12 protein-coding genes are annotated in these 13,946 nt (G+C 70.4%); 8 read left to right on the top strand and 4 right to left on the bottom strand.

What is annotated here, in order from left to right; genetic code table 11:
* Positions 1-586: 586 nt before the first annotated feature.
* From FF041_RS29055 to FF041_RS29020, 8 genes are all read left to right on the top strand, one after another.
* Positions 587-1,114, top strand: a complete 528-nt coding sequence (locus FF041_RS29055; protein WP_153525556.1) for a hypothetical protein — start codon at positions 587-589, stop codon at positions 1,112-1,114.
* A gap of 448 nt (positions 1,115-1,562) precedes the next feature.
* A complete protein-coding gene (locus tag FF041_RS29050) occupies positions 1,563-3,695 on the top strand; it encodes a hypothetical protein (RefSeq protein WP_153525555.1) in 2,133 nt (710 codons plus the stop codon).
* Between the two features lie 73 nt (positions 3,696-3,768).
* Positions 3,769-5,310 (top strand): GT4 family glycosyltransferase PelF, encoded by a 1,542-nt coding sequence (gene pelF, locus FF041_RS29045; RefSeq protein ID WP_153525554.1) that lies wholly within the window; start codon positions 3,769-3,771, stop codon positions 5,308-5,310.
* The gene (locus FF041_RS29040; RefSeq protein WP_153525553.1) at positions 5,307-6,746 is read left to right on the top strand and encodes a hypothetical protein; all 1,440 of its coding nucleotides are present in this window, start codon (positions 5,307-5,309) and stop codon (positions 6,744-6,746) included. Before pelF ends, FF041_RS29040 begins: the two co-directional genes overlap by 4 nt.
* Positions 6,747-7,003: 257 nt before the next feature.
* Positions 7,004-8,005 carry an SDR family NAD(P)-dependent oxidoreductase gene (locus FF041_RS29035; protein WP_323393014.1) on the top strand — a complete coding sequence of 334 codons (1,002 nt, stop codon included), beginning with the start codon at positions 7,004-7,006 and terminating at the stop codon, positions 8,003-8,005.
* Positions 8,006-8,038: 33 nt separating this feature from the next.
* Positions 8,039-8,752: a nucleotidyltransferase family protein gene (locus FF041_RS29030; RefSeq protein ID WP_153525552.1), complete on the top strand. Its 714-nt coding sequence runs from the start codon at positions 8,039-8,041 to the stop codon at positions 8,750-8,752.
* Between the two features lie 8 nt (positions 8,753-8,760).
* Positions 8,761-9,702: an NAD-dependent epimerase/dehydratase family protein gene (locus FF041_RS29025; protein WP_153525551.1), complete on the top strand. Its 942-nt coding sequence runs from the start codon at positions 8,761-8,763 to the stop codon at positions 9,700-9,702.
* Positions 9,699-10,367 carry a spherulation-specific family 4 protein gene (locus FF041_RS29020; RefSeq protein WP_323393012.1) on the top strand — a complete coding sequence of 223 codons (669 nt, stop codon included), beginning with the start codon at positions 9,699-9,701 and terminating at the stop codon, positions 10,365-10,367. The genes FF041_RS29025 and FF041_RS29020 overlap by 4 nt, the downstream gene beginning before the upstream one ends.
* A 310-nt stretch (positions 10,368-10,677) precedes the next feature.
* On the opposite strand, the gene FF041_RS29015 is transcribed toward FF041_RS29020, so the two are convergent.
* The 4 genes from FF041_RS29015 to FF041_RS29000 form a co-directional block, all read right to left on the bottom strand.
* On the bottom strand, positions 10,678-11,646 hold the full coding sequence (locus FF041_RS29015) for a methyltransferase domain-containing protein (protein ID WP_228388697.1): 969 nt from the start codon (positions 11,644-11,646) through the stop codon (positions 10,678-10,680).
* Positions 11,647-11,705: 59 nt separating this feature from the next.
* Positions 11,706-12,614: an NUDIX hydrolase gene (locus tag FF041_RS29010; RefSeq protein ID WP_153525550.1), complete on the bottom strand. Its 909-nt coding sequence runs from the start codon at positions 12,612-12,614 to the stop codon at positions 11,706-11,708.
* A 50-nt stretch (positions 12,615-12,664) separates the two neighbouring features.
* Positions 12,665-13,021, bottom strand: coding sequence for a hypothetical protein (locus FF041_RS29005; protein ID WP_153525549.1), 357 nt, complete (start codon positions 13,019-13,021; stop codon positions 12,665-12,667).
* A gap of 137 nt (positions 13,022-13,158) precedes the next feature.
* A partial coding sequence (locus FF041_RS29000) for an ATP-binding cassette domain-containing protein (protein WP_153525584.1) occupies positions 13,159-13,946 on the bottom strand: 788 nt, incomplete at its 5' end.

The raw sequence follows: 13,946 nt of genomic DNA, 5'->3' as shown, positions 1-13,946 counted from the left end.
TTCCGTAGCCTCGTCCACTCGGAGGCCCACTCGATCGCCCCGATCACTCTCAGGGGGCGAGCGCAGCCGAGCTGCTGACTGCGCGAGATGCCGGCCGGCTTGCGGCGTCGTAGCGGGGTGTCCGCTGCTGGTTCCTGGTGCGTGTGGCCGTCCGGGGCCGGCTCCACGAGGGGAGTCGGGGACACGCGCCGTTGAGCAGATGGGCGCGTGACACGCCCTCAGGCGGTACGACCACCCACACCCGCGCCCGGCTCCTGGCCGCCCGGACCGGATAGCGACAGCCTCGCGTGCAGGGCGCTACGCCGTGACGAACCGTGGGAGTGGACGCGTCCGGCTCCGCTTCGGACGTTCCCATCCCGCTGGATATCCGCCAATGGGGCCCGCATGTTCTCCGTAGCGGTCCGGCCGGCCGCCCCGGTCCGCGCCGGCCTCGCTCACCTGCCCTGCCGTGCGCGAACGTGTCCTGCGTCACTCTGTGACGCCCCGTTCACGTCCCGGATCCCGGAGAGTCGCTTTCGGACGCCCGCCGACTTCCATACGCCGCGAGGTGCAGACGGAAGACTCGCGGCCTTCTAGCGTCCCGGTCATGCGAATCACACAGAAGAGACGCCTGGGACTTGCCATGGTCCTTGCCATGTTCCTCGCCCTGTTCGGTCTCGCGCCCGCAGCGAACGCGGCCGGCGCGGCCTCCGCCGGAATGGCCTTCAGCATCGACAGCGCGACCACCCAGCCGGGCGGAACGGTCAACCTGTCGATGACGCTGACCAACAACAAGACCTACGACATCCTGTTCGTCTACCAGACGATCAACCCCACCTGGCTGACCACCCAGCGCCCTGACCTCAAGTACAGCTTCACCGGCTGTAGCCTCGCCACCCCGACGGGCAGCACTCCCTGTTCCGGGACCGGCCCGGCCGATCTCGGCGCCAACTACGGTGCCACCATCCCGCCCGGTCAGAGCCGTACCGTCACGCTGACACTCCAGATCGCCGCTGACTCCGGTTGTAACGGCAACATAGGTTTCTACTCTTACTACTACACCGAGTTCAGCGATCAGACGAACGTGAGCGGCGGTCCCGTGTTCACCCCGGAGACCCGGGTGCTCTGCGCCTGACCGCTCCGTGCGGTGCCCGTGGGATCACCGGTGGCGGCCGGCCGCGTGCACATCCCCCGGACGGTCGTCATGGCAGCATTTCAGCCAACACGGCCCGAGATGCTTGAGGGGGTAACCATTCGGTGAAGGGATCCATGGGGGCTCCGGGCGCCCGGACCATGATTCCTCACCCGCCCAAGCACTGAGGTCCGGTTGGGTGTGCGGCTCCCGGATCCCGGCCCTGTGAGGCCCGACGAGATCACCTCGTCCGAGGTGCGGACCGGGTGAACGCCCGCGCTTTTTCGTCAAGTTTCGTGACGCGAACACGAAACCAACACATGGCCCTCACTATGTGACGAGACGGATGCGCGGCGACCGGGTACCTGAGGGGGGCACGGCGTCGCACTGGGGGTGTGTCCGCTCCATCCATGGCGGACACACCCCTGCCCAGGGGAGGGACTGCGCCACCATGCAGAAGAAGTCCATACGCACGGCCTTGTCCACGGCGTGCGCGCTCATCGCCGTGCTCGCACTGACCGGAGGCCCCGCACAGGCCGATGACGCCGCGCCCCGTGTCGACCTCCGTGTCCTGGTCGTGACGGACGGCGGGCCCGCCGTCGACGCCATAGCCGCCGAACTGGACACGGCCGGAACGCCCTACACCAAGGTCGATCTCCAGCAGCCGGGACGTCCGGTGATCAACGCGGGATTCCTGGCGGACACGGTGGAGGGCCGGCCCCGGGCCAAGTTCCAGGCAGTGGTGCTGCCCAACGACAACCCGTTCTCCACCGGTTCCCCGGAGATGGCTGCTCTGGCCACCTATGAGAGGACATACGGCATCCCCCAGGTCGACGCCTACACCTATGCGCGGCCCGCGGTCGGACTTCAGTCCGCAGTCGGCAACGGTTACGCCGGTTCCATGGACGGCGTCGAGGCACAGGTCACCACCGCCGGCCGAGCGGGACCCTTCGGATATCTGGACGGCGCCGTACCGTTCGAGGACAACTCGTCCTCGGTGGGCGAGAGCTATGCCTACGTCTCGCCGCCGACCGCCGGAGCGGACTTCACCTCCTACGTCGACGCGGCCATACCCGGCAGATCCACCAGAGGCTCGCTGGTCGGCGAGTACCGGCACGACGGACGGCGGGAACTGGTCGTCACGTTCGTCTACAACCGCTACCAGCAGCAGTTCCGGCTGCTGGCACGCGGAATCGTCGAGTGGATGACCGGCGGTGTCCACCTCGGGGCCTCGCGGAACTACTTCGCCGTCCATGTGGACGATGTGCTGGCCGCCGACGCCCGCTGGGACACGGACCTGAACTGCACGCCCGACGTGGACTGCGGACAGGGCCAGGGAATGCCGAACCCCATCCGGATGACCGCGGCGGACGCCGACTACGCCGCCACCTGGCAGAACAACCGTAACCTCACCCTGGACCTCGCCTACAACGCGGAAGGCAGCGCCGACCACCGCCTGGCCAACAACGGGGTCGACCTCCTGGCCGACAAGCTGATCGCGGACCGCAACAGGTTCCGCTGGATCAACCACACCTACACACACGCCTTCCTGGGCTGCCAGCAGGACGTCAGCGTGGTGCCGTGGCGATGCGACACCCTTCCCGACGGCAGCACGAAGTGGGTTTCCCGCAGCGAGATATCGTACGAGATCGCCACGAACCGCGTCTGGGGTCAGTCCGCCGGGCTTCCCCTGGAGAACGACGAACTGATCACAGGCGAGCACTCCGGCATGCGGCTGCTTCCACAACAGCCCACCGACAACCCCAACCTGGCGCCGACGCTGGCCGACAACGGTGTCTCCTGGCTCGCTTCGGACAACTCCCGTGAGGCGGGACAGCGTCAGGTGGGCCCGGCCACCACCGTCCCCCGCTACCCGATGAACATCTTCTTCAACGCCGGGCGAGTGGTCGAGCAGGTCGACGAGTACAACTGGATCTACACCCGCCGGCAGCAGGGCGGCAGCGGTATCTGCGAGGACAACCCCGCCACCACCACCTGCCTGGCGACCCCGCTGAACACGACGACCGGCTACACGGAGTACATCGCACCGCTGGAAACCCGGATCGCCCTGGGGCACGTCCTCGCCAACGACCCCAAGCCGCACTTCATCCATCAGTCGAACCTGGCGGAGGACCGCATCGCCTATCCGGTGCTGAACGGAGTCCTCGACGGCTACGCGCGGCTCTTCGCCGACGACACGCCCGTGGTCAACCTCCGGATGAAGGACATCGGCGCCGAACTGCACAAACGATCCGCCTGGAAGTCCGCCGTACAGGCCGGCGATGTCACCGCCTACCGGATCGGTGACACGGTCACGGTAGAGGCGCCCGCCGCGGTGGCGATGACCGCCACCATGCCGGCCGGTACGACGCGGGGCACGACCGCCTTCGGCCAGGCGTACGCGGGCAAGGTGTCCGGCTGGGTGACCGCGACCGCACAGCCGCTCGCTCTCACCCTGCCGTCGTCCGCCGCTCCCGGCGCTGTCCACGACGGCGCCGGCACGCCCGCCACGAACGAGACCGCGCCGCGGGCCCGGGTGCCCGCCGGAGTGCTGCGACAGGTGCCGTACAGCCGGGAGAGCTGAGCCACCGCACCCGAGCCGAGAGTTCCGGGAGCCGGAACCCGCCCTCCCCGCACAGCTTCGTGGAGCACTCCTTATGCACCTTCACCGCGGCGCGCGCCGCTCCGGCGCGGCCTGCGTCACCCTCCTCACCGAGGGAACCTATCCTCACAGCCACGGCGGAGTGAGCGTCTGGTGCGACCAACTCGTCAACGGAATGCCGGACGTGGAATTCGACGTCATAGCCGTGACCGGAACCGGCCGGGAACCGGTCGTATGGGACCTTCCCGGCCACGTCTCCCGGGTCGTTCCCGTCCCTCTGTGGGGCCCGGCCCCACCGGGACGGGAGCCCCGGGGCCGGAGCCGCAACACGCTCGCCACGGTCTACGAGCGGTTCCTGACAGCTCTTCTCGATCCCCGGGCCGAGGACGGGTTCGGCCCGGCCCTCCACGAACTGGCGCGGGCCGCCACGGATGGTCTGCTCAGCCCTTTCCTCCGCGGTGACCGGGCACTCGCCGTTCTCGCCGCGGTGTGGAACCGCCCGGGGCTGCCGACCTCCGAAGCCCGCCCCACGCTGTACGACGCGGTGACCGCGACCTCCCTGCTCGAACACGCCCTCCGTCCCCTGGCGGCGCCGCCCCCGGAGCACGGGGTGGCCCACGCGGTCAGCGGCGGTGTGGCCGTACTCCCGGGGCTGACCGGGCTTGAGCGGCACGGTGTACCGCTGCTGCTGACCGAACACGGCGTCTACCTGCGCGAGCGATATCTCGGCTATCGCACCGCCCCGTACCGCTGGCCCGTGAAAGCCCTGATACTCGGCTTCTACCGGTTGCTGGCGGAGGAGACCTACCGGCGCGCGGCCCTGATCACCCCCGGCAACCGCTACAACCGGCTGTGGGAGGAGCGGGGGGGAGCCGATCCGGGACTGATCCGCACGGTGTACAACGGGGTCGACCCGGCGGCCTTTCCGGCGGCCGGTCCGGAGCCGGATGTCCCCACCCTCACCTGGGCCGGCCGGGTGGACCCGATCAAGGACCTGGAAACCCTGATTCGGGCATTCGCCCTGGTCCGGGGCGAGGTGCCACAGGCGCGGCTCCGGCTCTTCGGCGGTACCCCGCGCGGCGGCGAGGAGTACCGGGCGCGATGCGAGGCGCTGGCCGCCGAACTCGGACAAGCGGACGCGGTCACCTTCGAAGGCCGCGTCGACGACATCAGGGACGCGTACGCCGCGGGCAACGTCGTCATGCTCTCCAGTATCAGTGAGGGCTTCCCCTTCACCCTGATCGAGGCGATGTCCTGCGGACGGGCGACCGTCTCCACGGACGTCGGCGGAGTGCGGGAAGCGGTCGGCGACACGGGTCTGGTCGTACCGCCGCGCGACCCCGCCGCGATGGCCGCCGCCGCCACGGATCTGCTGGGTGACCCCGGGCGGCGAAGATCCATGGGGACGGCCGCCCGGCTGCGTGTGATCGAACAGTTCACCCTGCGCCAGACCGTGGACACCTTCCGCGCCATATACCTCGACCTGTCGGCCGGTGGCCGGGGCCTGCCTTCCGGTATCCCGGTGGGCACGGGTGCCCCGCCCGCTTCTGGGACGGGCGGCACATCGGTCGCGGACCTGATGAGTGTGGCCGGATGAGCGGGCCGATAGCGCTCGGGCCGGACGTCGGCCGCGAGGACACGCTCTCCCTGCGGCTCCTCAAGGACCGTGGCGTGCCGCACGACGGCGACGACCGGACACTCGTACTCCGGGTGCCGGATACCGATGCCACCCGTCCCGGCGAGGCGGGCTCCCGTCCCGGTTACGACGGTGCGGTCGACCGGCTCGCCGCAGACCTGGCGGACTCCATCGGCCCCGCCGTGCACCCCTACGAGGTGGCCGCGCTCCTGGAGTCGCAGGGGCTGACCGCCGAGGTGATCCGGGAACGGTACGGGCACCCCGACCTGTTCACCCTGGCCACCGTGTTGTACGAGAAGATACCCCGTACCTTCCCCGAGCCCGCGGCACCGGCCACCGACCCATGGCGCCCCGACCACGTCCGTTGTGCGCTGCGCGGAGTGCTCTTCGCCCTGCCCGGACTCGCCTATGTGCTCATCGGACAGGTCTGGGATCCCAACGGTGGTGCGTACGCCCTCGTTCTGGCAGGTCTGATCTCATGGGCCTGGGGCCAGGCACTGAGCCATCGTGCCTATCTGCGGATGGCCACGGGGCGCCGGGAGGCCGGCCGTACGCTCCTGCTGGGCGCACCGATGGGCGCCGCGGTGGCCGTGGCGGCGGGGGTCGTGCTCACCGGACGGGGTCCGATGGCGCTGTTCGTCGCGGGGCAGTCGCTGTATCTCGCGTCGGCGGGCGTACTGCTGGTACTGGGACAGGAGCTGGTGCTGCTGGCCGCGCTGCTGCCGATGGTGGTGGGGGCGGCGGCGCTGCCGTGGTGGGAGCCCGGCACTCCGCTGCGGATCGGACTGCCCCTGCTCTCGCTGGTGGGTGCCGCCGCGGCGGCCGGGCGGGCACTGCGAAGCACCCTGACGGAGCAGCCCGCCGCCGGCACAGGCCGGCCCGGGCTGCTGCGCTCGCTGCCGTACGGACTGTTCGGCCTCGCGGCGGGCGTGCTGGTGATGCTGGAAGGGCGGCATCACCCGTACGCCGTCGTGATGCTCTCCTTGAGCATGGGACCGGCCGAGTGGCTGCTCTACCGTTACCGGGGCATGTCGGCGGCGGCCCTGCGGGCGACGTCCACACTTCCTGCCTTCAGGAGGCGCTCCGCCGGCATCATCACACTCTGTCTGCTCGGCTATCTGCTGCCGATCCTGCCGGCGACACTGATCATCGGGGCCGAGCCGGGACCCGTACTGCTGCTTGCCACCACCTTGTGGACCGCCCTGCTGCTCCAGGCGTTCGGCGTGGCCTGGCCACCCGCCGCGGTGTGTCTCGCGGCTGCCTGCGGGGCCGGAGCGCTCACTTTCCTCCATCCGTCGGCGGTTCCGGTCGCACTGGTGCTGAGCTGCGGCCCGGCCGCGGTGGTGCTGGTGATCTGCGCCCTGTCGGTGCTCGGACGTCCCTCCGCCCACGCCTGAGCACGCCGGATCCCGGACCGGACCGGGCGCATGACGCGGGTCGGCACCGGAAGGACGACAGAGGTCGACTCCAGAGGCGGAACACGGAACACCAGGGAAGGGGAACCGGCGAAGGACGCGGACCCGGGATCACCGGTCCCCGGAGCCACGGGCCACCAGGACGGCCGCCACACAGACCCACCACACCACCACGAAGCACCACTCCACGCGATGGACCGCCCCGGCTCCTCGCACGAACCGCAGAAAGGGATCATCAGGTGAACTCCGCACCACTCGCCGCCGTCACCGGAGCCGAAGGATTCATCGGATCGCACCTCACCGAGGCGCTGGTGGCATCCGGGCACCGGGTCAGGGCCATGGCGCAGTACAACTCCTTCTCCTCGTACGGCTGGCTGGAGACCCTGTCCAAGGACGTCCTGGAGCACGTCGAGATCGAGCTCGGTGACGTGCGTGACCCGGGATCGGTCCGGGCACTCGTGGAGGGAGCGGACTGCGTCTACCACCTGGCCGCACTCATCGCGATCCCGTACTCCTACCGGGCCCCGCACAGCTACGTGGACACCAATGTCACCGGAACGCTCAATGTGCTGGAGGCGGTTCGTACCCTGGGCACACCCCGGCTCGTGCACACGTCCACGAGCGAGACATACGGCACGGCACTGACCGTACCGATCACCGAGGACCACCCCATCAACACCCAATCCCCGTACGCCGCTTCCAAAGCGGGCGGGGACAGGCTGGCCGACAGCTACCACGCGAGCTTCGGCACCCCGGTGGTGACACTGCGGCCGTTCAACACCTACGGCCCCCGGCAGTCCATGCGGGCGGTCATCCCGAGCGTCATCGGCCAAGTGGCCGCCGGCGCACGCACCATCACACTCGGCGATCTGCGCCCCACCCGGGACTTCACCTATGTCGAGGACACCGCCCAGGCATTCCTGGCCGTCGGCACGGCGGAGGCCGCTCAAGTCGTGGGCCGGACCTTCAACGCCGGTACGGGGGGCGAGACCGCGGTCGGTGACCTGGTCGCCATGATCGGCAAGCTGATGGACGCCACGATCGCGGTCCGTGAGGACGCACAGCGTGTCAGGCCCGCCAACTCCGAGGTCATGCGGCTGGTCGCGGATGCCACCCGGCTGCGCGGCGCCACCGGCTGGAAGCCCGCCCATGAGCTGGAACAGGGCCTCGCGCGCACCGTGGACTTCTTCTGTGACCCGGCCAACCTGGCCCGCTACAAGACCGACATCTACAACATCTGACCCGGCTCGCACGCCACCCCGAGGAGGAGAACCATGCACGCAGTGATTCTGGCCGGAGGCAAGGGCGTCCGGCTGCGCCCCTACACCACCGCACTGCCGAAGCCTCTGGTCCCCATCGGAGACCAGCACGCGATCCTGGAGATCGTGCTACGCCAGCTGGCGGCCTCCGGATTCACCAGCTGCACGCTCGCCATCGGTCATCTCGGCCAGATCATCCGCGCCTATGTCGGGGACGGATCCCAGTGGGGTCTGGCCATCGACTACACGATCGAGGACAGTCCCCTGGGGACGATGGGCCCGCTGCTCACCATGCGCGACAGACTTCCGGAATCGTTACTGGTGATGAACGGCGACATCCTCACCGATCTCGACTTCACGGACGTGCTGGTCCGCCACCGGGCCGTCGGCGCCCCACTGACCATCGCCACCTACGCCCGTCAGGTACGCATCGACTTCGGCGTCCTGACCACCGACGCCGACAAGGTCGTCGGGTTCACCGAGAAACCGAGCCTGGACTACCGGGTCTCCATGGGCGTCTACGGACTCTCCCGCTCGACGCTCGACGGGTACACCCCGGGCCTGCCCCTGGGCTTCGACGAGGTGGTGCTGGACCTGTTGAAGGCCCAGGACCCGCCTCATGTCTACGAGTTCGACGGCTACTGGCTGGACATCGGCCGTCCGGATGACTACGACCAGGCCAACGCCGAGTTCACCAGCCGCAAATCCCATCTGCTCAAGGGAGCCTGACCCACACCATGCGCATCATCCTCCTGGGCTCCACCGGATACCTGGGCGGGCACATCGCGGAGCAGTTGAGTGCCCTGCCGGGCGCGCGACTGCTCCGCACCGGACGCTCGCCCGCCGCGGACCTCGGCATCGATCTCGCCACCGACACCGTGGACCGCCTCGCGGGCGTCCTCGCGTCGGCGGCCCCTGACACCGTGGTCAACTGCGCGGGGGCGGTGGGGGGTGACGCCGTGACTCTCGCCGAGGTCAACACCCGGGGCGCCGCCGCTCTCTGCGCCGCCGTACGGAAGGCCGCCCCCGGCGCCCGGCTGATTCACCTCGGTTCAGCCGCCGAGTACGGTCCGGGCACACCCGGCACCGAGGTGACGGAGTCGTCCGCGACCCGCCCGGTGACCTTCTACGGCGCCACCAAGCTCGCGGGTACCGTCACGGTGACCGGCTCCGGCCTGGACGCGGTGGTGCTTCGGATAGGCAACCCGGTCGGTCCGGGTCAGGCACCCACCTCACTCCCCGGCCGGGTCCTCGGTCTGCTACGGGATGCCGCAGGCGAGCACGGCGTCGTGGTGCGGCTGGGCGATCTGTCCTCCTACCGTGACTTCGTGGACGTTCGCGATGTGGCACGGGCTGTGGCGCTCGCCGTCACGGCCCCCGGACCCTTGCCGCCCATCCTCAATATCAGTGGCGGGCGCGCCGTACCGGTGCGTGATCTCGTGCACACACTGGCACGGACCGCCGGGTTCCGCGGACGCATCGAGGAGGACGGCCGTGGTTCCACGCGCTCGGAGGAGGTGTCGTGGCAGTGCTCCGACATCAAGGCCGCCGCCGATGCCCTCGGCTGGCGGCCCCGGTACGGACTTGAGGACTCGCTGACAGCGCTGTGGGCGGCGGCCGGCGGGGAGCCCCGGTCCGCGGGACAGGGCTCCGGCCGAGAGGACACGCGCCTGTCGTGAGTCTGCTCATCCCGCTCTATGTTCACCCGTCCCAGGACCCGGGGGCCTGGTCCCGGCTGGTCGCGGCGTCCCACTCCGTCCACGGGGTCATCCTCAACCCGGCGAACGGCCCGGGCAGCGCCCCGGACCCGGCGTTCACCGCCGTCTCCCGAGCGCTGCGCGCGGCCGGTGTGCGTGTGCTGGGTTATGTGGACACCGGCTATGGAGACCGCCCCGCGTGCGAGGTCGAGAGCGACTTCGCACGGCACCGGGACTGGTACGGGGCCGATGGCTGTTTCCTGGACCAGGTCGCCTGCGCGAGGGACGGACTTCCCGCCTGCCGACGTCTGGTCAGAGGGCTCCGACGGCTCGGGGCCGGGACGGTCGTGCTGAACCCGGGCGTGTACCCAGCACCGGGATACGCGCGCATCGCCGATCTGATCGTCGCCTTCGAAGGCCACTGGTCCACCTACGCCACGGCCTTCAGCCGACCGGCGTGGACCGCGAGACACCCTCCGGAGCGATTCTGCCACCTTGTGTACGGGGTGCCTCCGGCACTCGTTCCCCTCGCGGTGCGCACGGCGCGGCAGCGGCACGCCGCGGTCTGCGGTCCTGTGACGGGCGAACCACCGAATCCATGGGCGGGTTTGACGCCGGTGCTCACAGGAGAGGGACGCGATCCGTGAAGCGCGGGGATGCTCCGTGCTGCGCGAGGCCTTCCGCGCCCATCGGCCCGGGGTCGGCACCGATGCCGGGCCCGTCGGCACCGCGATCACCATCCGGTTCCGTCTCGCCTGCACCACCACCCGGCCGGTGGACCTGGCCACCAGGGCCGAGATCGACCTCATCGGCCACGGCGCCCGCGGCGCAGGTCTGCGGATGCGCACGGTCGGCAGCCAGCTCGCCGAGCGCCCCACCGAGACCCTCCTCATGGAGCCGGGGAGCAGGCGACGGGTAGCGGCGGGGGAGCGGAACAGCCGTGCCTGGTCCTCCAGTTCACGGGGTAGGGCGTGGTTGGCCACGCCGAGAGCGTGCAGCGGCCGGGCCAGGGCGTCGCCCGGCCGGACGGGTTCGGGTCCATGCCGCGCAGGTCGAGGTGTAACTGCCCGTCGGGGAACCGAGGGGCGAGGACAGCGGGTCGTCTCCGTCCGGTGCGGCGAGCAGGTCGGCAGCGTCGGTGACGAGACCGTGCTCGGCGAGCAGAGCCTGCCACCGGGCCGGAGTGAGGGCCCACATGGGCACCGTGAACTCGCCGCCGCCGGCCAGGGGGAGGGTCTGAGGCCAGGCCCGGACCTCGTCCGGCGGCGGATTCCCGGCGGAGTTCGGGTGCAGGGCGGAGAACACCAGCCGTCCGCTGCCGCTGCCCGGGCGCAGCGCCGTGGCGAGGGCGGGCAGCAGACGGTACGGATCGATGTACGCCAGGGCATGGACGGCGTAGACCAAGTCGTACGGCTCGACCTCCCTGCTCAGGTGGGTGACCGCGTCGGCGTGGATCAGCCGCAGACCGGGCACCGAGGCGTAGCGGGCGGCGGCGCGCTCGTGCTGGGTCGGGGAGGTTTCGACGGTATCGCCCCGGGCGCCGAGGCGCGCGAGGCGGGCCGTGTGCCGGCCGGTCCCGAAGCCGAGGTCGAGCACCCTCGGTCCGGACACGCCCCCCAGCACCTCCGAGCCGGGGTCGGCCTCCCCGTAGCCCCAGCGCAGTCGGTCCACGTCTTTGACCGGGGTGCCGCGCCGGAGGTGATGCGCTCCGTAGGCGGTCCAGACCTCGCGGACGGTGAACTCCGGCAGTTCCCTGTGGGCGGTGTCCTCCAGGTCCCGGTCACCGGGTTCGCGGCCGCCTCCCAGGAGTGACCACGCTCCGGGCTCCCAGATGTCGGGCCGCTGGTCACGAAGATGGAGCAGGTGCTCCCCTCGGTTGTTGCGGATCAGGGTGGAGGCGTTCGTCGGTGATGGGGCCTGAGTCATGGGTGCACCGCCTGGGAGACACGAGGGGTGTGAGAGGGATGTCCGGGTCCGGATGGTGGTCAGGGCCAGCCGAGTTCGGTGGAGAGGCGGCCGGCGCGGATTCCTTCGATCGCGGCGCGGGTGTACGGCACGATCGGCTCGGGCAGCGCGTCCAGGGGCCACCAGTCCCAGCTGACGCACCGGTCTGGTTCGCGGACCGCCGCCTCCCCGTCCCAGGTATGGGCCCGGTAGACGAGCTGCACACGCGGCAGGCCTCCGGACTGGTCGGGGGTGTGCACGACGTGAACGAGTTCAAGGTCCTTGGGCCGGATCCGAAGACCCGCCTCCTCCCACGCCTCGCGCACCATGGCTCCGGTCGCGGGTTCCTGCTCGCAGTGCCCGGCCAGAAAATGATGGACGGATCCGGCGAACGACGAGTCCGGGTGGCGCAGCCCCAGCAGCACCCGTCCGTCCCGCTCCAGATAGAGGTGGACGCCGACGATGTGCGGGCGGGTCCGGTTCACCGGGGTGGGCGCGGCGGCGGCGACGGTCTGGGAGGCGGGGAGGGGCTGCTGGGCCTGGTGGAGGTCGATGACGCGCTGGGTCCACGGGCACATCGTCAGATACGCGATGGTGGCGGTGTCGAACCACCGGTACGTGATCCCCTCGGTCACGGGCAGTGCGTCGGCGTCGCCGTCCCAGGCTCCGAGGTAGACCTGGATGCGTCCCTTGGTGTGCCCGTCCGGCCCGATGGAGTCGACGACGGTGAACGGCACGAGCCCGCGAACGGCCAGCCCTGTCTCCTCCAGCAGCTCGCGCTCGGCGGCCTGGAAAGCTGTCTCCCCGCTCTCCCGATGAGCTCCCGGAATGCCCCACGTGCCCGGGCCGCAGATCCACGGCTTGTTGGCGTCGCGGAGATGGAGCAGGTACTGGCTGGCCGGGTTGACCAGCAGTACTGCGGTGCCTTGCGGCTCGGAGGGATCGGGCATGGGGACCGCCTTGTCGTCGGGGAGAGCGCGGAAGCGAGGTGGGTGTCCGGTCACGGGTGCACCCCTTCGGACGGGATGACCGGCTGCCGGGGTGCGGGCATCGCATCGAGCGGCCGGAGGGGCGAGAACCACAGCAGCACGGTGGGCACGGCCAGGACGACGGTTCCCATGACGAGTACCGTCTCGACGCTCATAGCGGTGGCCGCCGCCCAGGCGATCAGGGCGGCGAACGGGCGGCAGCCGGCGATCAGCAGCAGCTTCTTCGGGCGGCGGTCGGCCAGGACCCCGGCGGGCAGGGCGAGCGCGAATGCGGGCAGGTGGGCTGGCAGAGCGAGGGCCGCTACCCGGGCGGGTGTGGCGCAGGTGGAGGATTGCGAGAGCCGGGAGGGCGACGGCGGACACCGCACTCCCGGCGAGGCTCGCGGACTCGCCCCATACGTAGGCCGTGAACCTGTACCCGCGGGGCAGGCTGACGGCCCCGGGCGTCACCGGCGGGCCCCTTCCCGGAAGGCGCCCACCCACGGCGGGTGCCCGTGACCCGAGGTCACGCCTCCTCCGCCCCGGTCGGCGTGCTCTGGTACCCGGCCGCCTGAAGGGCGAACATCTGGGCATATTCGCCCTGTCTATCCATGAGTTCCTGGTGTGGGCCGGACTCGATGATCTTCCCGCCGTCGAAGACGACGATCTTGTCGCATTCCACGACGGAGGCCAGTCGGTGCGAGATGAGGACGGTGATCTGGCCAGGGCGGCGGATGCCGCGGAGGACGGCTTGGTAGACGGCGTGCTCGGCGCGCGGGTCCATGCTGGCGGTCGGCTCGTCGAGGAGGAGGACGGGCGCGCCCTTGTAGAGCCCACGGGCGACCGCGATCTTGGCCCACTGCCCGGCAGAGAGCTCCTGCCCGCCCGCGAACCGCTTGGACAGCAGAGCCTCCCAGGTCCCCGGGAGACCCGCGATGACGGTGTCGGCACCGGAGGCCACGGCTGCCGCGTGCGCTTCCTCGGGGACGGACTCGGTCAACGACCCCCGGGAGACGGTGATGTTCGCCAGCGCGGTGAAGGGATAGTGCACCGGGTCCTGCAAGACCACGGCGACGCGCTGCTGGAGCGAGACCGGGTCAAGGTCCCGAGCGTCGGTGCCGTTCCAGGACACGCTTCCGGCGGATGGGTCGTACAGGCCCGCGATCAGCTTGGAGCAGGTGGACTTGCCGCTGCCGTTGACGCCGACGAACGCCACGGTCTCCCCGGCCCTGAGCGTGAGGCTGATGCCGTCGAGCGCGGGGGCGGTCTTGTCCGGGTAGGTGAAGGAGACACTGTCGAGGCGGATCTCTCGCA

It is taken from the genome of Streptomyces jumonjinensis (assembly GCF_009600885.1).
GTDB classification, from domain to species: Bacteria; Actinomycetota; Actinomycetes; order Streptomycetales; family Streptomycetaceae; genus Streptomyces; species Streptomyces jumonjinensis.
Note: the sequence above shows the minus strand (reverse complement) of the source record. Positions and strands in the feature narration are given on the sequence as shown.

Coding starts and splice junctions, on each gene's coding strand:
- FF041_RS29015 (WP_228388697.1), bottom strand. CDS start 11,646: ATGACTCAGGCCCCATCACCGACGAACGCCTCCACCCTGATCCGCAAC.
- FF041_RS29010 (WP_153525550.1), bottom strand. CDS start 12,614: ATGCCCGATCCCTCCGAGCCGCAAGGCACCGCAGTACTGCTGGTCAAC.
- pelF (WP_153525554.1), top strand. CDS start 3,769: ATGCACCTTCACCGCGGCGCGCGCCGCTCCGGCGCGGCCTGCGTCACC.
- FF041_RS29040 (WP_153525553.1), top strand. CDS start 5,307: ATGAGCGGGCCGATAGCGCTCGGGCCGGACGTCGGCCGCGAGGACACG.
- FF041_RS29030 (WP_153525552.1), top strand. CDS start 8,039: ATGCACGCAGTGATTCTGGCCGGAGGCAAGGGCGTCCGGCTGCGCCCC.
- FF041_RS29050 (WP_153525555.1), top strand. CDS start 1,563: ATGCAGAAGAAGTCCATACGCACGGCCTTGTCCACGGCGTGCGCGCTC.
- FF041_RS29025 (WP_153525551.1), top strand. CDS start 8,761: ATGCGCATCATCCTCCTGGGCTCCACCGGATACCTGGGCGGGCACATC.
- FF041_RS29055 (WP_153525556.1), top strand. CDS start 587: ATGCGAATCACACAGAAGAGACGCCTGGGACTTGCCATGGTCCTTGCC.